This window comes from Candidatus Binatus sp., from assembly GCF_030646925.1.
GTDB lineage: Bacteria > Desulfobacterota > Binatia > Binatales > Binataceae > Binatus.
The window spans coordinates 1-21541 of record NZ_JAUSKL010000004.1; the positions used below are offsets into that span (position 1 = coordinate 1).

The 21541-nt window shown below is 60.0% G+C and carries 18 protein-coding genes; 7 read left to right on the top strand and 11 right to left on the bottom strand.

The genetic code is table 11. The features are described 5' to 3' along the window. Positions 1-80 precede the first annotated feature (80 nt). The 4 genes from Q7S58_RS00105 to Q7S58_RS00120 all read right to left on the bottom strand — a co-directional run bounded on the left by Q7S58_RS00105 (position 81) and on the right by Q7S58_RS00120 (position 3012). Positions 81-854, bottom strand: coding sequence for an ABC transporter permease subunit (locus Q7S58_RS00105; RefSeq protein WP_304819530.1), 774 nt, complete (start codon positions 852-854; stop codon positions 81-83). A gap of 18 nt (positions 855-872) precedes the next feature. Next, entirely contained in the window at positions 873-1640 is a 768-nt protein-coding gene (locus tag Q7S58_RS00110) for an ABC transporter ATP-binding protein (protein ID WP_304819532.1), read from the bottom strand. A gap of 158 nt (positions 1641-1798) precedes the next feature. Beyond that, positions 1799-2233, bottom strand: a complete 435-nt coding sequence (locus Q7S58_RS00115; protein ID WP_304819534.1) for a type II toxin-antitoxin system death-on-curing family toxin — start codon at positions 2231-2233, stop codon at positions 1799-1801. After that, the gene (locus tag Q7S58_RS00120; RefSeq protein WP_304819536.1) at positions 2230-3012 is read right to left on the bottom strand and encodes a hypothetical protein; all 783 of its coding nucleotides are present in this window, start codon (positions 3010-3012) and stop codon (positions 2230-2232) included. The genes Q7S58_RS00115 and Q7S58_RS00120 overlap by 4 nt, the downstream gene beginning before the upstream one ends. A 223-nt stretch (positions 3013-3235) precedes the next feature. Between Q7S58_RS00120 and polA the strand changes: the two genes are divergently transcribed. Genes polA through Q7S58_RS00140 form a run of 4 tightly spaced genes read left to right on the top strand, consistent with a single transcriptional unit; the run spans position 3236 to position 7546 of the window. Continuing rightward, on the top strand, positions 3236-5824 hold the full coding sequence (gene polA / locus Q7S58_RS00125; RefSeq protein ID WP_304819538.1) for a DNA polymerase I: 2589 nt from the start codon (positions 3236-3238) through the stop codon (positions 5822-5824). Positions 5825-5863: 39 nt separating this feature from the next. Continuing rightward, positions 5864-6442, top strand: coding sequence for an RNA polymerase sigma factor (locus tag Q7S58_RS00130; protein WP_304819540.1), 579 nt, complete (start codon positions 5864-5866; stop codon positions 6440-6442). A 7-nt stretch (positions 6443-6449) separates the two neighbouring features. Next, entirely contained in the window at positions 6450-7022 is a 573-nt protein-coding gene (locus tag Q7S58_RS00135) for an anti-sigma factor (protein WP_304819541.1), read from the top strand. Positions 7023-7030: 8 nt separating this feature from the next. Then, a complete protein-coding gene (locus Q7S58_RS00140; protein ID WP_304819543.1) occupies positions 7031-7546 on the top strand; it encodes a hypothetical protein in 516 nt (171 codons plus the stop codon). Positions 7547-7555: 9 nt separating this feature from the next. On the opposite strand, the gene Q7S58_RS00145 is transcribed toward Q7S58_RS00140, so the two are convergent. Then, on the bottom strand, positions 7556-8212 hold the full coding sequence (locus Q7S58_RS00145; RefSeq protein ID WP_304819545.1) for an NUDIX hydrolase N-terminal domain-containing protein: 657 nt from the start codon (positions 8210-8212) through the stop codon (positions 7556-7558). A 483-nt stretch (positions 8213-8695) separates the two neighbouring features. Between Q7S58_RS00145 and Q7S58_RS00150 the strand changes: the two genes are divergently transcribed. After that, on the top strand, positions 8696-9556 hold the full coding sequence (locus Q7S58_RS00150) for a hypothetical protein (RefSeq protein WP_304819547.1): 861 nt from the start codon (positions 8696-8698) through the stop codon (positions 9554-9556). 790 nt (positions 9557-10346) lie between these two features. Here the strand turns inward: Q7S58_RS00150 and Q7S58_RS00155 are convergent. The 3 genes from Q7S58_RS00155 to Q7S58_RS00165 all read right to left on the bottom strand — a co-directional run bounded on the left by Q7S58_RS00155 (position 10347) and on the right by Q7S58_RS00165 (position 13097). After that, positions 10347-10697, bottom strand: a complete 351-nt coding sequence (locus Q7S58_RS00155) for a response regulator (protein ID WP_370655428.1) — start codon at positions 10695-10697, stop codon at positions 10347-10349. Between the two features lie 248 nt (positions 10698-10945). After that, complete coding sequence (locus Q7S58_RS00160) at positions 10946-11887, bottom strand: UDP-glucuronic acid decarboxylase family protein (RefSeq protein ID WP_304819549.1); 942 nt, start codon at positions 11885-11887, stop codon at positions 10946-10948. 28 nt (positions 11888-11915) lie between these two features. Then, positions 11916-13097 carry a DegT/DnrJ/EryC1/StrS aminotransferase family protein gene (locus Q7S58_RS00165; protein ID WP_304819552.1) on the bottom strand — a complete coding sequence of 394 codons (1182 nt, stop codon included), beginning with the start codon at positions 13095-13097 and terminating at the stop codon, positions 11916-11918. A 137-nt stretch (positions 13098-13234) separates the two neighbouring features. Between Q7S58_RS00165 and Q7S58_RS00170 the strand changes: the two genes are divergently transcribed. Continuing rightward, positions 13235-14890: a glycosyltransferase family 39 protein gene (locus Q7S58_RS00170; RefSeq protein WP_304819554.1), complete on the top strand. Its 1656-nt coding sequence runs from the start codon at positions 13235-13237 to the stop codon at positions 14888-14890. An 11-nt stretch (positions 14891-14901) separates the two neighbouring features. Here the strand turns inward: Q7S58_RS00170 and Q7S58_RS00175 are convergent, their stop codons facing one another. Further along, the gene (locus Q7S58_RS00175; RefSeq protein WP_304819556.1) at positions 14902-16059 is read right to left on the bottom strand and encodes a L,D-transpeptidase family protein; all 1158 of its coding nucleotides are present in this window, start codon (positions 16057-16059) and stop codon (positions 14902-14904) included. A gap of 46 nt (positions 16060-16105) precedes the next feature. Then, complete coding sequence (locus tag Q7S58_RS00180) at positions 16106-18292, bottom strand: ATP-dependent helicase (RefSeq protein WP_304819558.1); 2187 nt, start codon at positions 18290-18292, stop codon at positions 16106-16108. A 97-nt stretch (positions 18293-18389) separates the two neighbouring features. Between Q7S58_RS00180 and Q7S58_RS00185 the strand changes: the two genes are divergently transcribed. Further along, positions 18390-18986, top strand: coding sequence for an RlmE family RNA methyltransferase (locus tag Q7S58_RS00185; RefSeq protein ID WP_304819560.1), 597 nt, complete (start codon positions 18390-18392; stop codon positions 18984-18986). A gap of 125 nt (positions 18987-19111) precedes the next feature. Here Q7S58_RS00185 and Q7S58_RS00190 read toward each other — a convergent pair whose 3' ends face one another. Continuing rightward, complete coding sequence (locus Q7S58_RS00190) at positions 19112-21535, bottom strand: NHL repeat-containing protein (RefSeq protein WP_304819561.1); 2424 nt, start codon at positions 21533-21535, stop codon at positions 19112-19114. Positions 21536-21541 lie beyond the last annotated feature (6 nt).

Below are 21541 nucleotides of genomic sequence, written 5' to 3' on the forward strand. Positions count from 1 at the left end.
TAATCGACCAGCCCGAAAGCGAGCAGTACCAGTCCGAGAATTCCGTACAGCGCCGACGATCTCCGCATCCAGATTTCCCGCTAACGCCAGCGCGCCGACTCGACCGAGCGTTGGGTCAAGAACAGCGCGACGAAGATGAGACTTACGAAGTAGACGATATCGCGCGTATCGATAATGCCGGTGACCATCTGCGAGAAATGCTCGGGCAGCGACATGTATCGAAGCAGGCCAAGGAACTGGGTGCCGCCGGCCTGGGCCGGCCATGAGATCACGAACAGCAAGAGCAACGCGCCGAAGCAGCTAATCGCCGCGATAATTTGATTTTGCGTCAGCGAGCTGGTGAAGAGTCCGATCGAGACGAACGAGACCGCGAGAAACGCGAGGCCGAGATAGCCGGAGAACATCACGCCGATCTCGGGATTGCCGAACATCACGAGGATCAGCGGAAAAATTCCCGCGAGCGCAATCATGATCAGCATGAAGGCGGCCGCCGCGATGAATTTGCCGGCGACGATCTCGCCGGTGCGAATCGGCGCAGTCAGCAGCAATTCGTACGTGCCGGTGCGCTTTTCCTCGGCAAAGCTGCGCATCGTGATGGCCGGCACCAGGATGACGAGCACGACCGCGAGGTTATGCAGCATCGGCTCGATCACGCGCTCGTTCAGATTGAGGCGCGAGAGCACGGCCGGATTCTGCATCGCGGAGTACGCCGTCAGCATCACCTCGAAGTACCTGAGCAGGGCGAAGAAAAAGAATCCGCCGAGCAGCAGGAACACCGTCATCACGACGTAGGCGACCGGCTGTACGAAATAGCCCGCGAGCTCCTTGCCCGCGATTGTGAGCGAATTTTTCATGAGCGCGATCCGGCGCGATCAGGCATGGCCGGCGCCAACCTCCTCCAGCGTCTCCTCCGCAGTCGAGCCGTCTTCGTGGCGCTCCTTGGTGATCGCTTTGAGGAAGATTTCCTCGAGCGAAGTCCCGGCGGGCAACTGTTTCAAAAATTCCTGCAGCACCACGTGGCCGTCAGCGATGATCACAACTTTGTCACAAATCTGCGAGACCTCGGGCAGGATATGCGTCGAGAGCACGACCGTGCGATCGCTCGACAAATTACGAATCAGCGTCCGAATCTCGTGAATCTGGCGCGGATCGAGACCGATCGTCGGTTCGTCGAGCACCAGCACCGGCGGATCGTGGATGAGCGCCTGTGCGAGGCCAACGCGCTGCCGATAGCCCTTCGAGAGCTGGCCGCAGATGCGATGCGACATGTCGGTCAGGCCGCATACTTCGAGCACGTGCTCGAGCGCGGACTCGACCCTCGCCTTGGGCACGCCGCGCAATTTCGCGACGAAGCGAAGATATGATTCGACCCGCATATCGGGGTAAAGCGGCGGATTTTCCGGCAGATAGCCAATTTTGCGGCGCGCCTCAAGCGACTGCGAGAAAATATCCAGGCCATCGATCAGCACGGTGCCCGCCGTCGCCGGCATAAAGCCGGTTATGATGCGCATCGTGGTGGTTTTGCCGGCGCCGTTGGGGCCGAGAAAGCCCAGGATCGAGCCGCTTTCCGCCTTGAATGATACGTCTTTTACCGCGACAAAATCGCCGTAAACTTTGGTTAGATTCTTAACCTCGATCATTCAGCTTGCCCGATACCCGCCCAACGCGCGATGCGTCGGCATCTTTCAGATTTTAATGACGTAGATGACTGCCCGTTGATTCAAATGCGCACAAGGCAACCGTCTAATTAAACTCCGCGAGTGGCACTGTCAATACGGCGTCTCGCGAAAGTAGTGTCCTAATTTGAGATTTGTAAGGCGGTGAGCCTAGGTGCGAGCCATACCGCCACATCAACAGCGTTTTTTACTAGGCTAGAGTCGTTCTCAACGACCGCGAGGCAGAACTCTTCAACTTCGTCATCCGTGGCACGTACGCCTAGCTCTAACGCCCGAAGAACTTCCATGCCCGCTGCCCACCCCACCCGCTTATTTCCATCAACGAAACAGTGGTTTTTTATCAGGTAATAAAGCAGGCAACCGGCGAAACATAAGCCTTGAACCGCATCCATATTTTCCGAGTACAGTTCTGCGCTCCACGCGGCCCCGAGGCTTCGTTCCACACATCCTTCCTTTGTCGCTTTGGTTGCGTCGCCGCCAAAACGCGCGATGCAGTCGCTATGGATTTGGCGTATGGTTTGTAGGGAAATCAGGTGCGCCCAAGGGTCGGCATTCACTGAGCGAGCCTCTTCAGGACGGTCTGCCAGCGGTCATATATCGCTGATTCGCGGGTAGAAGGTGTCGCCGCTGTCTTTGTATCTCGAAGTATGAGCAGGCGGTGCGCATTGTCCTGAAAGACGCCAAGTGCGGTCACTTCGGACTCGCGCAGACGGAGGGCCGCATCAACTTGCTCGGCAGTAGCTGCGAAAGTGATGCTTCCCGTTTCGGTCTTTATTCGGACCTCTGGCCTTCCCGGCGCAAATCCGACACCGATAACGTTTCCGGAATATTGAACGAGATACGGCGCTTCCATTGGCAACTCAGGAAGGACAGCTTCGCCAAATGACACCTCCTGCAAAACCGTTCCATTGAGGTGAAGAGAATACGTCTGTCGCGTGATTCCCTTTGGCAAAGCCTGCAAATATCGACGCACGCTGGCATTCTTCGCTACGCCTCGGCCTTCAGAGTCCAAGGCATCGAGAAGTTGCGTGCCAGCACTCTGCGCGAAGTCCAATAGTGGAAAGGTGCTGCCAAGTGGAGTCGAAAATGTAATTACGCTGTCAAATCCAGCGGAACCCTTCACGAGCTCGGCTATCTCAATATCTAGTTGGCGAGCAGCGTTCGCGAATCGACCTCCTCTGGCCTGTCTCTCCTCGAACACGTCGCCGACAAGATTGGTTGCGATCCGCCGCAGGCTGGCAAGCAGCAGCGGCAGCGACTCGCCAAACGCACTAAGACTCAGCCGGTTTTCAGCCAAACCGGGTGCGGTGCCGTCCCACTTAATTTTTAGCTCCACGGCCACAGCAGCTAGCCTAGTAGATGAACTTAATCAAGACCAGCGCCGATATTCGCCACCGCTAGTCGATCAACTGAATCAACCAGTTCTCCGAGCGACCAGGAATGGTCGATAACACCAGCCGCCATCGCTGCTTCATTCGCAAAGTTCGACGCACGCACACGGAATTGTAATGCGCTGCGACGTTTTGGTTTTGAGAACCGTATCGGATACTTTCCTTTGGATGGCCGCCGAGCGCAGAGAATTGATCCTGGTCGATGGCTCCGGGTACATCTTCCGGGCTTTTTTTGCATTGCCGCAGATGAATACCTCGCGGGGGATGCCGACCAACGCGGTCTTCGGTTTCATCCGGATGTTGCTCAAATTGCTGAAAGACGCGCGCCCGACTCATCTCGCGATCGTCTTCGATTCGCCAAAAAAAACCTTTCGCGACGACATGTTCGAGGACTACAAAAAAAATCGGGTCGAGACGCCGAACGATTTGCTGGTGCAGATTCCGTACATCTATCGAGCGGTCGAGGCTTTTCGAATCAAGAGTATCGTGCGCGACGGGGTCGAGGCCGACGACGTGATCGGCACGCTGGCGGGGCGGGCGGCGCGCAAGCAGTTCAACGTCACGCTGATCACGGCCGACAAGGACTTCATGCAGTTGGTGGCGCCGCACGTCACTATTTGGGAGACGATGCGCGACAAGCGGATTGGCGTGCGCGAAGTGCGCGATCGCTTCGGGGTAGAGCCGCTGGCGCTGGTCGATATCCAGGCGTTGACCGGCGACACGATCGACAATATTAAGGGCGTGCCCGGCGTCGGCGAGAAGACGGCGTCGGCGCTGGTGCAGAAATTCGGCTCGATCGCCGGCATCTACGAGAATCTCGATCGAATCGAGGAGAGCGGAATTCGCGGTGCGAAGAAGGTCGCGGCGCTGTTAGCGGAGCATCGCGCGACCGTCGATCTGGCGCGGCGCCTGGTGCGAATCGATACCGAAGTTCCGCTCGACGACGACCCGGAAGATTTCGCGTGGGCGGGCGTCGATGAAGCTGCGGCGGCGGAACTGCTCCGCGAGCTGGAGTTCAATTCTCTGCTGCGTGAGATTTCGCCGTCGCAGACAGAACTTCCGGGGTTTGCGAAGGCGGAAACCAAATCGGTCGCGGCCGGCGATCTCGACGAGGTGCTCGCGACGCTCAAAGCCGCGCCGCGCATCGCGATCGATCTAGGCACAGACAGCAACGGGCTGCCGCGCCTCGAACTTCTTGCTGGCGGGCAGATCTACGCGCTCGAGGGCGAGCGGATCGCGGCTGTCGCGCCGATCCTCGCGTCCGAGACGCCGCCGAAATCGGTGTACGATCTGAAAACGCAGATGCGCGCGCTCGCGAAGCTTGGAAGCGAGCTCAAAGGCGCCGATTTCGACGCGCTGCTGGCCGGCTTCCTGGTAAATTCGGGCAAGGCGGAGCCGACGCTCACCAATCTCTATCACGAATATCTCGCGCCGCTCGGCGGACGCGCCGCGCCCGGCACCAACGTCGAACTAATCAGCAATCTGCGCGAGGCGTTGCTCCCACGGCTCGAGAGCGACGGCCTGATGCCGATGTTCGTCGAGATCGAGATGCCGATAGCCGAAATTTTGGCGAAGATGGAGACCGACGGGATCGCGGTCGATCCGGAGGCGCTGCAGACGATCTCGCGCGAGTTCGCGACCCAACTCGAACGACTCGAGCGCGAGTGCTATCAACTCGCGGGCCGCGAATTTAATCTCAATTCTCCGATTCAACTGCGCGATGTCCTGTTCACCGAACTGAAACTGTCGCCGAAGGGACTCAAGAAAAGCAAGAGCGGGTTTTCGACCGACGCCGACACGCTCGAGAAGCTCGCCGCGATTCATCCGATGCCGCGCAAGCTGATCGAGTACCGCACCATCTCGAAACTCAAATCCACGTACGCCGACGCGCTGTCCGAACTGGTCGATACGAAAACTGGGCGCATCCATACGACGTTTCATCAGGCGCTGACCGCGACCGGACGCGTCAGTTCGAGCGATCCGAATCTGCAGAATATCCCGACCCGGAGCGAAGAAGGGCGGCGGATTCGGCGCGCGTTCATCCCCAAGCGGGGCAGCGTATTCGTCTCCGCCGACTATTCGCAGATCGATCTGCGCGTGCTGGCGCATCTGACCGGCGACAAGACGCTGGTCGATGCGTTCAACAGCGGCGAAGATATCCACATGCGAACCGCGACCGAAGTGCTCGGCGTGACGCCCGACAAGGTCGATGCGGAAGCGCGGCGCCTCGCGAAAGTGATAAACTTCGGCATCATCTACGGGATGGGGCCGCAGCGGCTGGCCGGCGAACTCGGGATTTCGCTGAGCGAGGCGTCGGATTACATCAAGCGCTATTTCGAGCGGCTGCCGGGTGTGCGCGCATGGCTCGATGAGACCGTCCGTAACGCGCGCGAGACCGGCTACGTCACCACGATGTATGGCCGGCGGCGCTATTTGCCCGAGCTGAATGCCGGGCCGGGCGGCGCGCGGGCGCAGGCCGAGCGAATCGCGATCAACACGCCGATCCAGGGGACGGCGGCCGACCTGATCAAGCTGGCAATGATCAAGCTTCACAAAGAACTGCTGCATCGCAAGCTGGATGCGCGGATGATTCTGCAGGTGCACGACGAATTGCTGCTGGAGGTGGACGAAAAGGCTCGCGAGGAGGCGGGCGAGCTGGCAAAACGCCGGATGGAGGACGTCGCGGAACTCAAAATTCCCCTCAAAGTGGACCTGAAATGGGGTCCGAACTGGGCCGAAATGCGCGGCTGGGCATAATGCCGCTGAATTTCGCCGCCTCACACTGCGTCTATTGAATTGAGAACACCGGGCCGCCAGGACGGCGACGAAGCCGAACTTATCGATCGGGCCAGAAACGGCGATTCCGAGGCGTTTGGCGTATTGGTCGAAAGGTATCAGCGCCGGGTGGTTGGGGTGGCCCTGGCGGTGGTGAAGAACCAGGATGATGCAATCGAGCTGGCCCAGGAAACGTTCGTACGGGCATTCGAGAATCTCAAGAACTTTGAATCAAGGTCCAGCTTTTCGACGTGGCTTTATCGGATTGCGGCGAACCTCTCGATTGATTTCTGGCGCCGCGAAGGACGGCATGTGATTCTTCGCGGCGAGGATGCGCAAAACGAGATAGATCGCCTGCCAAGTTTGCAAGGAGATAGCTTCAAGGCCGTCAGCCGCAGCGAGTTATCCGAGCGCTTGAAGAAGGCGCTCGAGCAGTTGACGCCGGAACATCGTGCAGTGATACTTCTACGCGAAGTCGAAGGATTGTCATACGACGAAATTAGCGAAACCTTGCAGTGTCCGCGCGGTACCGTCATGAGCAGGTTGCACTACGCTCGCAATCACCTGCGCGCAATCCTTCAGGACTTGTCCTTGAACTGAGCGAAATATGGCTGAATGTAGTGAAATAAGCCTTCTGCTCGGCGCCTTCGAGGACGGCGAACTCGAACCCAATGAAATGCAGGACGTCGCGTACCATCTCGCGCGATGCGAGCGGTGCACCGGGACGCTCGGCGACTTTACGACGATCGCTCGCGGGCTCCGCGATATTGCGCCGGAGCCGATGCTCGGCGGATTCGCCGCCGCGGTCGTCGCGCGAATCGACGCGTTGCCGCAACCGCCGTGGGCCCGGATTTCGAGATTCTTCGGCGGCAAGGATAGAATCCTCAGTGCCGGGTTCGCGTGGGGCACCGCGGCTGCGGCCGTCGCTGCGATCACGATGGTGCTGACTACGCCTTACGCGCGGCGTTATGCGGCCGAGCGCCCGCGACCGGCAGCTTCCGCCGTGAGCCACGAGATCGCCAAGGTCGAGCAAGACGCGGCATCGATGGCCGAGCAGATCGACGCGCGCGGGGAATCGCGGGCGGTTATCTCCCGTCTCGAAGCTGAGATACCGTCGGTCGCGGTGTGGAGCGAGCCCCGGTCAGATACCACGGTAATCTGGTTACCGGATCAGCCCTAAGGCCCGTGATGACTGGACGGCTGGGTAGTTTTGCAATCGTCGCCCTGACCCTCGCGCTGACGCCGCCAAGCGTCATGTGGGCAGGCTCGCCGCCGCGCCAGATCAATATCCGTGTCGATTCGGTGCTCGCCGCCGATACGCACGAGGGTGTCGATCCGCATCTGGCGTTGCTGAAGCACAAGCTCGAGGGACTTTTCAGCTACTCGACGTACAGCCTCGTCAGCCATCAGGATGGCGTCACAGAAACCGGCAAAATGATCGCGTTCGAACTGCCCGGCGGCAAGATCCTGCATATCCAGCCGCGCGCCGTCGATGGCGACATGATCGCGATGGAGATCGTGCTGTTCGACGGCACCCGGCCGATGATGACGACCGATCTGAAGCTGAAGGACAACGGCACGCTGATCGTCGGCGGACCGCGCTACGAGCAGGGGATGCTGATCATCTCGATCGGCGCGAGCACCGGCGCGCATGCAATCCCAGGGCATCAGATCGGAATTCCCGCCGAAGCCACCACCCGCTAGCGCACACTCTCACAACGGATCGAAATAGGGCGCGATGCGACCCTCGAAGTGAAACTCGCGGGCGAGCGCGATCCATTTGCGATCGACGCCGTGGAGCGGCTCGGGCAATCGATCGAGCGGGAAAAATGCCGCGGCGAGAGTCTCGAGCGGATGCGTCGTGAGCGTGCCGCCGAGGATTCGGCAGTAGAACAGAATCGAGTAGATGTGGCGGCCGGCGGCGCCGCGTTTGCGGCTGTCGATTACGGCGAGCAATCGCTCGGGCTCGACGATAAGTCCGGTCTCTTCCCGCGCTTCCTTGGCGGCATTTTCGGCGGGTGAGATGCCCACGTCGCAAAAGCCGGTCGGGTACCACCATTTGCCGGTCGGGCGCTGGATCATGAGAATTTCGTCGCGCTCGTTAAACGCAATCACGCCGCATCCGACGGCCGCGGTGACGTAGCCTTCGTAGCCGGAGATCACCTGATTGCGCCATCCGTGGCGAAGGAGTTCCGCTTCATCATCGCCGGCGCCGCCGATGACGGCATGCATCCGGGCGGCTTCCTTGAGCAGGGCGTCGTAGCGCTCGGAATCGAAGCCGTCGGGCTTGAAGGCGAGTCCGGTGCGCGCGATGGCGGCGATCTTTTCGACGAAGTGGGCGAGTTCGAGCAGCAGTTCTGAATCGGGCATCGCGCAATAGTCCTTTGTCGATGGCGTCGGGCGAACTGTATCATGGGCGCGCCGCGCGATGCGCCGATAGCGGTGATTGCTGCTGGCGCTCTTTGATTCCTCGACCGCTAGTCGGTCATCTCGCGTGAACGTTTCGTGTCATCCCGAGCGAGCGAAGCGACGAGGCGTGAAACCCGGATCCGGGATTTCTCGCTGCGCTCGAAATGACACGGAGGTGATCAGGTATCGGCGGCAGGTCGGAGGCCGTGCATTGACTGGCGGAGCGGCGGCACCCTCGTTCCGTCATCTTGAGCGGAGGCTGCCGGAGTCGAAAGATCCCGGACTTTTTCACTAGCGGGAGATCCGGCACCCTAACCTACCCGCCGCAGGAGCGGCGGGCCTCCTTGTATGTTGCCGAAGAGTGGGAAAGTGGTCTAGTCACGAGCTAGCGAAAATTCGTGGGCTCTCGGCATGCGCTTGAGCGACTGGCGATAGTGACTATCGATGAAGCTGATATTCAGCCGCAAGGGATTCGACGCGAAGTACGGCGGATGCGCGAGCCCGATCCTCGAGGATGGCTCATTATGTTCATTGCCGATCCCGGACCCAAATGCGCCGACGCGATTTCGCGACATCCAGCTCAAGGGTGCGTCGATCGCGCCGATGGTCGAGGCGCTGACGCGCGCAAGGATCACAGCGTCGGACGGCGCGCATCTCGATCCTGATTTGCGCGGGGAATCGATCGTGCGCGCGCCGGGATGGCGGCCAATCTTCGGACAGGCGGATGCGGCCGCGAGTCATCTGGCGAATAACGGGGTTGGTGCGGGCGATCTGTTTTTGTTCTTCGGATGGTTTCGACAAACGACCGGCGCCGGCTGCGCCATTTCGTTTGTGCCGGGTGCGCCGAATCTGCACGTGATCTTCGGCTGGATGGAAGTAGGGGCGGTTCATCCGATGAGTGATCGACTGATCGAGGCGATGCCGTGGGCGCGGATGCATCCGCATTTTGTGGAGCGCGAGCGTTATCGCAACAACACGGTTTACGTCGCGAGTGAGCGACTCGATTCGCTCGGCCTTGCGAGCGCGGGTGCTGGAGCATTCGATTGTATTCGGCCGGAGCTGATTCTTACGCAACTCGAGCCGTACCTCGGCAGATCGACGTGGCGGATGCCTGCGTGCTTCGAGCCGCGCGGACGCACTCTACTCACGCGGCATCAGGCTGGGCGATGGTCCTCGAATGGCGCGACTGTTCAATTGCGCTCGGTGCCGATCGGGCAGGAGTTTGTGCTGGATATCGGCGAGTATCCCGACGTGAAGTCTTGGGCGTGCAACCTGTTCACTTCCTTCACTTCGAAACAGTCGTAAATCAAAATCGAGACGCTGCAAACTGACAGAGTCAATGCGCTAGCTCTCTTGATTCCGCATGGCCGCTCCCAGAGCCATCGTCCGGGTTTCCAAGTTTGCGCGAAACATTGAGCCAATCGCGTGTCGTTCGCCTTCGGGCAAAATTTCCTTTTCGATCCAAGCGCATAACTGAAAGTTTTTTCATGCGCTTGTCACTATCGCCAAAAATGTTTAGCAAAGATCTAGTGATCGCGGCGAAAAATTCATGAGTCGACTAACCCGTTGAGTTCACAGGCAATTTCGGGGCCTCCTGGGCATCATGTGGACAGAACCAAGTGTTTTCGCAACGGAAACAGAATCGGTCCGGTCAAATCCTCCACAACTTTATGCACGTCGAAGATCGTCGAATCCACAACTCCTACCGTTACTGATAAAATCCTTAACAGACTTAGAATCACGACGAGTCACGGCATCTGCAGGAGGAGCTTTAGTCGGGACCATCGCTACAGTGGTTAGTTTGTAGAGACGCGGAAAACACCGCGCCCAAGGCGACCTTTGCGGGGTTGCAGCCTCGGGCGACGGATAACGAGGGGCGGGAGGAAGAGTCGTGAAACAATCCAAACCTTACCCGACGTGGCTACACTCAATAGCGCGTCGGCAACGCGGGCGCAAACCCGAAGGATCAAAAGATCGGATCAAGGAAGCGAGGGAGTGGCTTTCGCTGGCGATTCAGGTCTTCAAAATCGTCTGGGAACTGCTTCGACATCATTAGTTCCGTCGCATTGCTGTAGCGACTAGACCGACAAGCAAGTCACTTTGAGCGGCGGCGCTCGTCGTCTTTTCTGATCAGGCTGGCGATAATGGCGGTGAGTTCGGCGACGTCCACCGGCTTGATCACGTGCGCCTGGTAGCCGGCCTCGAGGATGTCGATCTTGTCGTCGATGCGGCCGTAAGCGGTCAGCGCCAGTCCGGGAATATCGCCGAGCGGGTTCGGTTTCTGTCGAATCTTGCGGATTAGCATCAAGCCGTCGGCGCCGGGCATCCCGATGTCCGAGATGATGACGTCGGGTTTGGTGCCGATCGGGCAGGAGTTTGTGCTGGATATCGGGAAGTATCCCGCAGTGAAGGAGTGGCTTCGCAGCTTGTTAAGCGGCGAAGCAATCGTAGATACGAAACCTCATCGATCGAACGCGACGCCATAGTTGCCGAATTGTCGCGAGCGCTGCCCTGGTAGGTGCCGTTGGGGCCGTAATACTGAGTAGTATCACTGGACTGTCTTGTGGTCCGAGCGCTCGCGATGGACGCAAGGCCGAGGAAAATCGCGATCAGAGCGAACCGCCGCATCATCATTGAGACAATGCAGACATCCGGTGGATCTTTGCAAATCGAACTTTGCGGTAGAATCGTGCGCTAGATGTGGGTCAGGCCCAGCACTTCGCGGAAGTGATCGATCGAGAGCCGCAAGCCGTCCTTCAGAGGAATTCTGGGCACCCAGTTGAGCACTTTGCGCGCGAGATCGATGTTCGGTTTGCGCCGCACGGGATCGTCGGGGCGGGCCGGCTTGATGATCACCTTCGACGAACTGCCGGATAGCTCGATGGCGAGGCTCGCGAGTTCATCAATGGTGAATTCGTCGGGATTGCCGATGTTGACCGGGCCGATGTGAGCTTCCTGGTTCATCATGCGGACGATCGCGTCGATAATGTCGTCCACGTAAGCGAACGAGCGAGTCTGCTTGCCGTCGCCGTAGATTTCGAGGTCCTCGCCGCGGAGCGCGGCGACGCAGAAGTTCGACACCACGCGGCCGTCGTTGATGGCCATCCGCGGGCCGTAAGTGTTGAAGATGCGGACGATGCGGATATCGACGTTGTTCTGCCGGTGATAGTCCATCATGAGGCATTCGGCGACGCGTTTGCCCTCGTCGTAGCATGAGCGCACGCCAATCGGGTTCACGTTGCCCCAATACTTTTCGGTCTGCGGATGCTCTTCGGGATCGCCGTAAACCTCGCTGGTCGAAGTGAGCAGGATGCGGGCGCGGACGCGTTTGGCAAGGCCCAGCATGTTGATGGTGCCCATCACACTGGTCTTGATGGTTTTGACGGGGTTGTACTGGTAGTGCACCGGCGAAGCGGGGCAGGCGAGATTAAAGATGCGATCTACTTCGAGCAGGATCGGCTCGACAATATCGTGGCGGATAAATTCGAAATTGCGTTGATCGAACAGGTGCTCGATGTTGGCGCGCTTGCCGCTGAAGTAGTTGTCCATGCAGATGACTTCATGGCCATCTTTCAGCAGGCGTTCGCAGAGGTGAGAGCCAAGGAATCCGGCGCCGCCGGTTACCAGAGTGCGCACAATTGATTACCTCGGATAGCGAAATTCATTAGCGGCGATTTTCCCGCACGATCGAGAGAACGGTTTCGATAACGTAGTTCACATCCTCGTCGCTCATCGCGTAGTAGATCGGCAACGAGAAACAGCGGCTGAAGACATCTTCGGCGACCGGAAAATCGCCGTTACGATAGCCGTAGGAGCGCTGATAATAGTGCATCGTGTGGAGCGGGATGCAGTGCACGGAGCATCCGACGCCGCGCTCGCGCAAAATTTCGACGAACTGGTTGCGGCCGATGCGGAGCCGCTCGGGCCGCAAGCGGAGCACGTACAGATGCCAGGCGTGCTCGATGCCGGGTTCTGAGTAGGGCGCCTGGAGACTCTCGTCGGCGCGAAACGCGTCGCTATACGCGCGCGCGATCTCAGTGCGGCGGCGCATAAATTCGTCCGAGCGCTTGAGCTGCGCGACGCCGATCGCGGCGTGCACGTCGGAGAGATTGTACTTGAATCCGAGGTCGTGGATTTCGTAGTACCACGATCCGCTTTGGTCGTAGCGCTTCCACGCGTCCTTGTTCATCCCGTGAAGGCTCGCGACTGCGATCTTCTCGGCGAGCGCGTCATCCTCGGTGGTGATCATCCCGCCCTCGGCGGTGGTAAAATTCTTGGTGGCGTAAAAACTGAAGCAAGTGAGGTCGCCGATCGCGCCGACCTTGGCCATCCCGCGGCCATCCATGTGGCGCGCGGAGCCGGCGGCATGGGCGGCATCCTCGACGATCTTGAGATCGTAGTCGCGGGCAATCTTGAGAATGCGATCCATGTCGCAAGTTTGTCCGGCGAAATGGACCGGCAGCAGCGCGCGGACTTTCTTGTTGGCGCCGCTTTCGAGTGCTTCCTCGATGCGGGCCGGATTGATGTTGAACGTGCCGGGATCGATATCGACGAAGACCGGACGCGCGCCGAGATAGCCGAGTATTTCGGCGGTGGCGGTGAAGGTGAAAGGGGTGGTGATGACTTCGTCGCCGGGGCCGATACCGAGCGCCCAAAGAGCAAGATGCAGCGCGCCGGTGCAATGCGCGACCGCGAGCGCGTGCTTCGCGCCGACGTACTCGGCGAATTCTTTTTCGAAGCGCTTGGCCTTGGGGCCGGTGGTAATCCAGCCGGAGCGCAGGGTGTCGAGAACTTCACGCTCCTCTTCGGGGCCAATCGAGGGGCGGTGAAAAGCTACTTGTCGCATTATGGAGAGTTGGGTGGAGTCGGCTTGGTGTTTGACGCTTCAGTCGCGGGTTAGTCTTTGGATTAGTCTTGGGGCTAATCTTGCGGTACTCGCCGTAGTATAAGGGATAGCTCAAAACGGGAGCAAGGCGGGGTTTGATGAGGCATGCACGATGGTTGGCGATCGCGCTGATCGCAGGCTGGTATGCGTTCGCGCTCGCATTGTTGTATCCGCTGGCCGACGCGCCTGTGGCGGATAGCTGGCTCTTCGCCGCGGCGGTGCGGCGATTCATGCATACCGGCGAGGTGCGATTCGCGGGCTTCACGCAGGTGATGCCGGTCGCGCAGGTAATCTATGGCGCGGCGTGGGCGCGCGGCTTCGGGGCCAATCCGATCTCGCTGGAAATGTCCACGGTGATGCTCGCGATTCTATGCGGCGTCGCATTTCATGCGTTGTTGCTCCGATGCGGTGCGCGTCCATGGCAGGCGCTGGCGGCAACTGGTTTGCTCATCTGCAACCCGTGTTTCACGTTTCTCAGTTTTTCGTTCATGACCGAGATTCCGTTTCTGTTGTTGCTGATCGGCGCATACCTGGCGTTTGCGAAAGCCGAGGGGGCGCATCGCACGGCGTGGCTCTGGCTCGCGGCGCTGCTGATCGTGATCGATTTCATGATTCGGCCGTTCGGCGCGATGGCGATTCTCGGATGCGTGGGCGCGATCCTGCTTTATCGCTACAGCGCCTATGGGTGGAATTTTGGCGACGTTAACGACACGGATGATCGACCGAGTCTTGCAGGGATTCTGGCGCCGTTCGTGGTAGCGTTTGCAGGCTGCGCTTTCATTTGGATTTGGCTGACTGTGCTGGGACCGAAACCGTGGAACCTGCAGCGCCACGAGAATCACTTCCGGTATCTGCTTTTGGTGTCAATCTCGAATTATCTGCGCGCAGGCGTTCTTGGACCGGCGCTGTATCTCGGTACGGTGCTCGCACCGATGTCGTTGTTACAACTTGCGAACGCACGATGGCGGCGAGTCGTGCTGATTGCGTCGTCGATTTTCGTGGCCTCGATGGTGCTGATGCATCTGGATCACAGCCTGCCGGAATACAGTTGCTTCGGCGGCTGGAGCAATGCGCTGACACTACGCGGGCTGTCCAACCGTTTTTTCTGGGAGAGCTACTGGCAATACGGGTTCATAGCTTTCGCAAGTCTTGGTGCCGGAGGGCTGATTCTTGCCTGCGTCCAGGTCGCGATGAAACTGCCGCGGGCGGCGCTCGCGATGGTAATCGGCGCGGCGATCTACTGGGCGGCGACGGTTCCGCTGTGGTTCTACAATGATCGCTACTACCTGGTGCTTGTGCCCGCGGGTGCGATCATGCTCGGGTTGGCGCCGCTGCCGCGTAGTCGGCTGATTGCGGGCGCCGGGTTCGCGATGATATTGGCGATGGGAATGATGTCGCTCGGCGGTACATTTGCGTACCAGCGCGGGCTCGGTGCGGTGCTCGCGGCGCGCGATGCGCTGGAGCGGCAGGGAGTCCCGCGGTCATCGATCGACGCGGGCTATGCGCTGAACGGCCAGGATCTCTATCGCTATCCGAAACATGGGATCGAGACGATGAAGTTCGAGGCGGGTATCCCGATGATCACATCGAAGCAGATCGCGGATTACACGATCGCGAGCGGGCCGATCGAGGGGACGCGGGCAGTGCGCGAGTTCACGTGGCCGGGACCATTCGGAATGGGCCAGCGCAAGATATTCGTGCTGAAACGAATCGACAAGATGCCCGCCGCTCCAAATCACGTGGGTAGCGACTAGCTCGAGATGCGTTAGCCGGCGGAGCCGGGGACAGTGCCGGGCGCCGGACCGGGCATGATGTAGGTCGGCACGCCGGACTTCTGCTCGATCGCTTTTTCGAGCTTCTGCATATCGACCTGATCCTCGATGCCGAGCCGCTCGACTTCCTTTTGCGCGTGCGCCCAGATGCCGGCGTAGCGACCGTACAGATCCTCGTGCACCTCGACGTAGAGCGCGTCGCCGCGCCATCCGAATTTCACCGGCTGATAGACGAACTGGCCCGGCGTGCCGATTTTCACCTTGTTGAACAGGCGCTGGATGTCTTCGGGGTAGAGCCGAACGCATCCGTGGCTGACTTCCATCCCGACGCCCCACGGGACGTTGGTGCCGTGCAGGGCGTAGGAGGGCAGCGTCAATTCGATGCGATAGCGGCCTAGCGGATTGTCGGGATCGGTACCGGAGACGACGTGTTCCGCTTCGCCGTCGCGCTCGAGATGTTCCTTGTAGATATTTTCGGGCACCACCCAAGTCGGGTTGCGGGTCTTGCCGCGCACGGTGAAGGCGCCGATCGGGGTTTTCCAATCGTAGCGGCCGAGCCCGACCGGGAAGGTGTAGACGACGGTCGGCACGATCGCGCCACCTGCGTGTTTCTTGCCCGCGACGTATGCGACGGGTGCGATGCCCTCGACATACGCGGCCGGCGTGACGCCCGTCTTGCGCTTCTTGTGGCGGACGCCGCCGGTCGGCGAGGGATAGTAGTAGTACACGCGCATCTCGGGGATGTTCAGCACGATTCCGACATGCGGCGTATCGGGCAGGATATGTTCGTCGGGCAGGACGATCTGGCGGCCGGCGGGCGGCGCCCACCAATCGATCTTGTCGTTGGCGTTCGAGATTTCCCGCGCGGTGACGCCGAACCATCGCCCGACATCGAGCAGCGTGTCGCCCTTCAAAAGCTGGTAAGTGATCAGATTACCGATGATGTTGTCTTTGCCGTGCGGCAGCGGATAGGCGTAGAGCGGTCGATGCTCGAATTCGTCCTCGGTCCATCCAGCGAGAGCGGGCGGAATCGCGACCAGCGCGACGAGCAGAGTGATCGAGAGCAATCTGATGGCGGACTTGATCAACTGCTGCAGCACGAGACTGCCGGGTTTTGCATTATCGAGCAGGTGATTTGCTAATTCGGCCAACGACATCCGCGCATCCCCCTCCGCCAAATCGATCATAACTGCCGCATCAATCGTCAATCAACCGCAGGTTGGCGAACTTGAGCACCAGCAATTTGACGCCGGCACGATCGAAATTGATCCAGACCTTGGCGACGGCGCCGCGGCCTTCGCGCTTGCGGATTACGCCGCGGCCGAAAGTCGGATGAATGACGCCGACGCCGACCGCGAGTCCGTCGGCATTGGCGGCGGGGCCGGGTTCAGGCATCTGGCTGTCGGTATAATCGACGTACGGCTCGCGCGAGAGCGGGCGAATCGGGCCGGCGCCGCGCTCGGGCTTGATGCGATTGATCAGCGAGCGATCGACTTCGCGCAAAAATCGCGATTCGCGCGATTCCTGGCGCACGCCGTAAATCTCGCGCGAGAGCGTGTTGGTCAGGTAGAGCAGTTTGCGCGCGCGGGTCATCCCGACGTAGCAGAGGCGGCGCTCCTCTTCGACTTCCTCGCCGCTGTCCTGCGAGCGGCTGTGCGGAAAGAGGCCTTCCTCCATGCCGGCGATGAAGACGACGGGATATTCGAGGCCCTTCGAGGTGTGGAGCGTCATCAGGGCGACGCGGCCGCCGGCGACGTCGAGTTGATCGGCGTCGCTGACAAGCGCGACGCGTTCGAGGAATTCGCCGAGGCCGCCGCCGCTCCGCTCGGCGTCGAAGGCGCCGGCCGCGGTGAGCATCTCGGCGAGATTTTGCTTGCGCGCGGGCGCGTCGGGCAGATTGTCGAGGTACGCCTCGAAGCCGCTGTGCGCGACGACCTGCTCGACGATCGCGCGAACGCTCAAATCGGACACGCGCGCCATCAGATCGCGCATCCAGGTGTAGAGGTTGCTCGCCTGCTTGGCGATTCGAAGCGCGACTTTGGAGTTGGTTTCGAGCCGGCCCATCGCTTCAAACGCGGTGATGCCTTCGTGCGCGGCGACTTCGGTCATCACTTCGATCGTTTTGGCGCCGATACCGCGGGTCGGCACGCCGACCATCCGCTCGAGTGCGGTCGCGTCGGCGGGGTTGGCAATCACGCGCAGATAGCTCAGCAGGTCCTTGACGTCGCGCTGTTCGTAGAAGCGAACGCCGCCAACGACGAAATAAGGGATGCGGCGGCGGACGAGCGCTTCCTCGAGCACGCGCGACTGGGCATTGACGCGGTAGAAGATCACGACGTCGGCGGGGCGCGAGCCGTTATTCGCGGTGAGGAGGCCAATCTCGCGCGCGATGAAATCCGCTTCGTCGCGTTCGTTGACTCCGGTGAAATACGTGACTGGCTCGCCGGTATCGTTCTCGGTCCAGAGATTTTTTATTTTGCGCTCGGTGTTATTGCGGATGACGGCGCCGGCAGTCGCGAGAATATTTTTGGTCGAGCGGTAATTTTGTTCGAGCTTGAAAATTTTCGCAGCCGGGTAGTCGCGCTCGAAATCGAGGATGTTGCGGATGTCTGCGCCGCGCCATCGATAGATGGACTGGTCTTCATCGCCGACCACGCACAGATTTCCGGTTTTAGCCGCGAGCGCTTTCACGATTAAATACTGGACGCGGTTGGTGTCCTGGTATTCATCGACCAGCAGATGGGCGGCGCGCCGATGCCATCGCTCGAGAACTTCGGGGAACTGCTCGAACAGCAGCCAGGTCTGGAGTTGCAGGTCGCTGAAGTCCATCGAATTTATCGAGCGGAGCCGCGCCTGGTAGAGCTGGTAGATGCGCGCGATCGATGCCTCGCGGCCGCCTTCGGTCTGCGCGAGCATCTCTTCGGGCGTGACAGCTTCGTTCTTGGCCTGCTCGATTCGCGAGCGGACGAGTTCAGGCGGCGGCGAATCGGCCAGCGCGGCATCCTCGAGCACGCGGCGCAGAGTGGTCATCGAATCTGTTTCGTCGAGGATCGAGAAGTTGCGATCGAAGCCGAGCGCGTGACCCTCCTGGCGCAGGATGCGCGCGCAGGCCGAATGAAACGTGCTGACCCACGGGAGTCGCGCCGCGTCGCCGACAATCGCAGCGATCCGCTCGCGCATCTCGTTGGCGGCCTTGTTGGTGAAGGTGACGGCGAGCACTTCGGCGGAAACGGCGGCGCGCTCGGCGAGCAGATGTGCGATACGATAGGTCAGCACGCGGGTCTTGCCGCTGCCGGCGCCGGCGAGAATCAGGATCGGGCCGCCGCCCGCGAGGACGGCATCGCGCTGTTCGGGATTCAGATCGTCGAGTTTCACGGATAACATGGGCGGTGCGAAGTTTCGAAGCCGCCGGGGGAGTGTTCAGGATACCGGCTTCGACGCGCGCCGAAAAGACGTCGCGGAAAAAGATCGGGATTTTTTGGTGGCGACCTACGAACCGTACGACAAATTTTATCGCAAGGCGAAGGCGATGGGATTGCCGTCGCGCGCCGCGTTCAAGATCGAGGAGATCATCGCGCGGCATCGGATGGCGCCAAAGGGCGCGCGGATCGTGGATTTAGGATGCGCGCCGGGCGGATGGCTCGCGATACTGGCGCGCGCGGTGGGCACGGGCGGGCGCGTAGTCGGCGTCGATCTGGCGCCGTGCCGCAACGTGTCGGCGGGCGCGATCGCGATCGTGGGCGACATCCTGAATGAATCGATCGCGGCGCGCGTCGCGAACGAGTTGGGCGGCGGCGCGGACCTCGTCACAAGCGATCTGGCGCCCAAGCTGACGGGAATCGCGGCGAGAGATCAGGCGCGATCGCGCGAACTGATCGACGCGGCGATCGAGTTTACGGCGCGCGTGCTGAAGCCGGGCGGCGCGATGGTCGCGAAGATGTTCATGGGCGAAGAATTCAAGGAAGTGATCGCGGAATTCAAGCAGCGATTTGGCGAGGTCGAGGTAATGCGGACCAAGGCGAGCCGTCCCGGGTCGTCGGAGCTATACGTGATCGCGCGAAATTTTAAGCGGCGCTAGGCGCGGAAAATCGGCGGGACTGGTGCGGCTGAAGAGTGCGGCAGTCCAAAGCGCTCCGGTCGTCGCGAATTTATCCTCGCGATTGATTTCGGGGCGCCCCAGACTGCCGCTAAGCGATCCGCCGCTTACGGAGTCAGGTACTGCAGGATGCGGTGATTCTCGCCATCGACGATGTACAGATTCTTGCTCGCGTCGGTCGCGACTCCGTCGGGCACGCACATCGTGTTGGGGCTCGGCGTGAAGATGCAAAAGCCCTGGTTAAAGAGACCGCCCTGGCCAAAGGACTTGTCAGCGATGGTGTCGCCGGGAGTGTTGTACTTGAGCCCGCGATTGTTCGACTTATCCACGATATACACGTTGCCCGAGCTGTCCACTGCGACGTTTTGCGGCTCCTTGAGGCTCTTGGCGCTGATACCGCCGTTGTTGCCGGTATTGGTGGTGAAGACGTTCAATTGGCCGAAGACCCTGTCTGCACTGACACCGCTTACGATCGGCGTGAAGTATTCGAGCGCCCGATTGTTCCCATTGTCCGCCACGTACAAGTTGTTGGAACCGTCAACCGCGACGCCCCACGGATTGCACAGAGTGATCGATGACGGACCTGCTCCCCGGTTACACAGGGTGGATACAAAATTGGCCTGCCCGAAAACCCGGTCGGCGGTGGTATTGGTGGTCAGAGGCGTGTTGTATTCGAGCATACGATCGTTCGCGCTGTCCGAGATATAGACGTTGCCGCCGGAGTCGACAGCGACTCCAAGCGGAATGCAAAGGCTGTTGGCAGTAACTCCACCGTTGTTGCATGTACCGGTAGTGAAGCTGCCTAACTGGCCGAAGACCTTGTCGGCCGAGACGCCGCTAACGAATGGGGTGTTGAACTCGAGCACCCGGTTGTTGCTGCTATCGACCACGTACAGGTTGCCGGCCGAGTCAACCGCGACAGCGATCGGAAGGTTCAGGGTAGTTGGCTTGATTCCGCCATTATTGGGAGTTCTTACCAGACCGTTCGGTTGTCCGAACACCAGGTTAGCCGCCGCATGGGTAGTGAATGCGGAGATGTTGTTCCAGGCCAGCACTCGGTTGTTACCGTAGTCCGCGACGTACACACGGTTGGGGACGACCGTCTTATCGATCGCGATGCCGCCATTGTTGAAAGCGGTATCCAACCCCAGGGCGTCCACAAGGTTCTGCGCGTTGGTGGTGAACAGCACCTGGCTAACCACTCCGTCGGCGATTGTGTCGGTGGTGACCGGAGTGGTGAAGCTAAGCTCGCGATTGTTGCCGCAATCGGCAACATAAAGGTTGTTGCCAGTATCGACGGAAACTCCCATCGGAGTGCAGATGCTCGAGGCACTGACACCGCCGAGGTTGCATATGGCGGAGGAGAAGCTGCCGCCCTGGCCAAACACCTTGTCGGCGGTGGTGCCGCTCACAAATGGCGTATTGATCTCCAACACGCGAGTGTTGCCGGTATCGGCGATGTAAACGTTGCCCAAACCGTCAACCGCGACGTCGTTCGGCTTGCACAAGGTGGCAGCGGTAACGATAACTCCGTCATCGTTGCATATGGAACTAGTGAAGCTATTGTGTTGACCGAAGACCCTGTCGGCGCCGGTGCCGCTACCGATCGGCGTGTTGTACTCGAGCACGCGGTCGTTGTCGGTGTCAGCCACGTAAATGTTGCTTGAAGCATCGGACGCGACACTTCTGGGGTGGCAGAGTCCGACGTTGTTTACGCCGCTGATGTTGCAGGTTGCCGAGCTAAGGTTATTAAGCTGTCCGAACACGCGGTCGCCGCTGGTGTCACCCGACCCGGTGACGCCGGTGATAGTTTCCGGGGTGTTAAACTCGAGTACGCGGTTGTTGTCCCGGTCCGCGATATACAAATTGTCTGACTTATCGACTCCAACTCCGGTCGGATTGCAAAGGCTGTCAGAGCTAGGAGCGGCTGAACCCGCATTGCAATCCTTGGTGGCAAAGGTGCCGAACTGGCCGAATATGTCGTCGGCAATCCGATCAGTAGTGAAAGGGGCGTTGTACTCCAGCACGCGATTGTTGCCGCTGTCTGCAACATAGAGGCGGCCGGCGCTATCAACTGCAACACTGGTAGGCGTGCAGAGGGAAGAAGCGCTTGGGAGGTTAGTGTTCAGGTTGCAGCCGCCAGTGAAGCGGGTAGGTTGCCCAATCACGATGTTGGCCGCAGCATGGCTGGCGAAGGCTGAGATGTTGGTCCAGCCAAGTACCCGATGGTTACCGCTATCAACGGCAAAGACCCGGTTGGGGCTGATGCTTCTGTCGATCGCGACATCGCCCAGCAGGAGACCGGTGGTGTTAACCCCGCGTTCGTCGCGGAAGTTCTGTTGGTTCTCGACGAAATTTACTTGGCCCAGCACTCCGTCGGCGGTGTTGTCACCGGCCGAACCTGGGGGAAGGTAGGGCCTGGTGCCGGAGCCGGCCGATGCGGATGACACGCTCATCGCGGTCGCGCACACGAGAATCGCCGCGGAAAGGACGGTCAGCTTCCACCAATTGAACTTACGTTGTGGTTTCATGTGATC

Bases quoted from the DNA above. Each gene is read 5' to 3' on its own strand.
- Q7S58_RS00105 (WP_304819530.1), bottom strand. From the start codon at position 854: ATGAAAAATTCGCTCACAATCGCGGGCAAGGAGCTCGCGGGCTATTTC.
- Q7S58_RS00110 (WP_304819532.1), bottom strand. From the start codon at position 1,640: ATGATCGAGGTTAAGAATCTAACCAAAGTTTACGGCGATTTTGTCGCG.
- polA (WP_304819538.1), top strand. From the start codon at position 3,236: ATGGCCGCCGAGCGCAGAGAATTGATCCTGGTCGATGGCTCCGGGTAC.
- Q7S58_RS00135 (WP_304819541.1), top strand. From the start codon at position 6,450: ATGGCTGAATGTAGTGAAATAAGCCTTCTGCTCGGCGCCTTCGAGGAC.
- Q7S58_RS00140 (WP_304819543.1), top strand. From the start codon at position 7,031: ATGACTGGACGGCTGGGTAGTTTTGCAATCGTCGCCCTGACCCTCGCG.
- Q7S58_RS00145 (WP_304819545.1), bottom strand. From the start codon at position 8,212: ATGCCCGATTCAGAACTGCTGCTCGAACTCGCCCACTTCGTCGAAAAG.
- Q7S58_RS00150 (WP_304819547.1), top strand. From the start codon at position 8,696: ATGAAGCTGATATTCAGCCGCAAGGGATTCGACGCGAAGTACGGCGGA.
- Q7S58_RS00165 (WP_304819552.1), bottom strand. From the start codon at position 13,097: ATGCGACAAGTAGCTTTTCACCGCCCCTCGATTGGCCCCGAAGAGGAG.
- Q7S58_RS00170 (WP_304819554.1), top strand. From the start codon at position 13,235: ATGAGGCATGCACGATGGTTGGCGATCGCGCTGATCGCAGGCTGGTAT.
- Q7S58_RS00180 (WP_304819558.1), bottom strand. From the start codon at position 18,292: ATGTTATCCGTGAAACTCGACGATCTGAATCCCGAACAGCGCGATGCC.
- Q7S58_RS00190 (WP_304819561.1), bottom strand. From the start codon at position 21,535: ATGAAACCACAACGTAAGTTCAATTGGTGGAAGCTGACCGTCCTTTCC.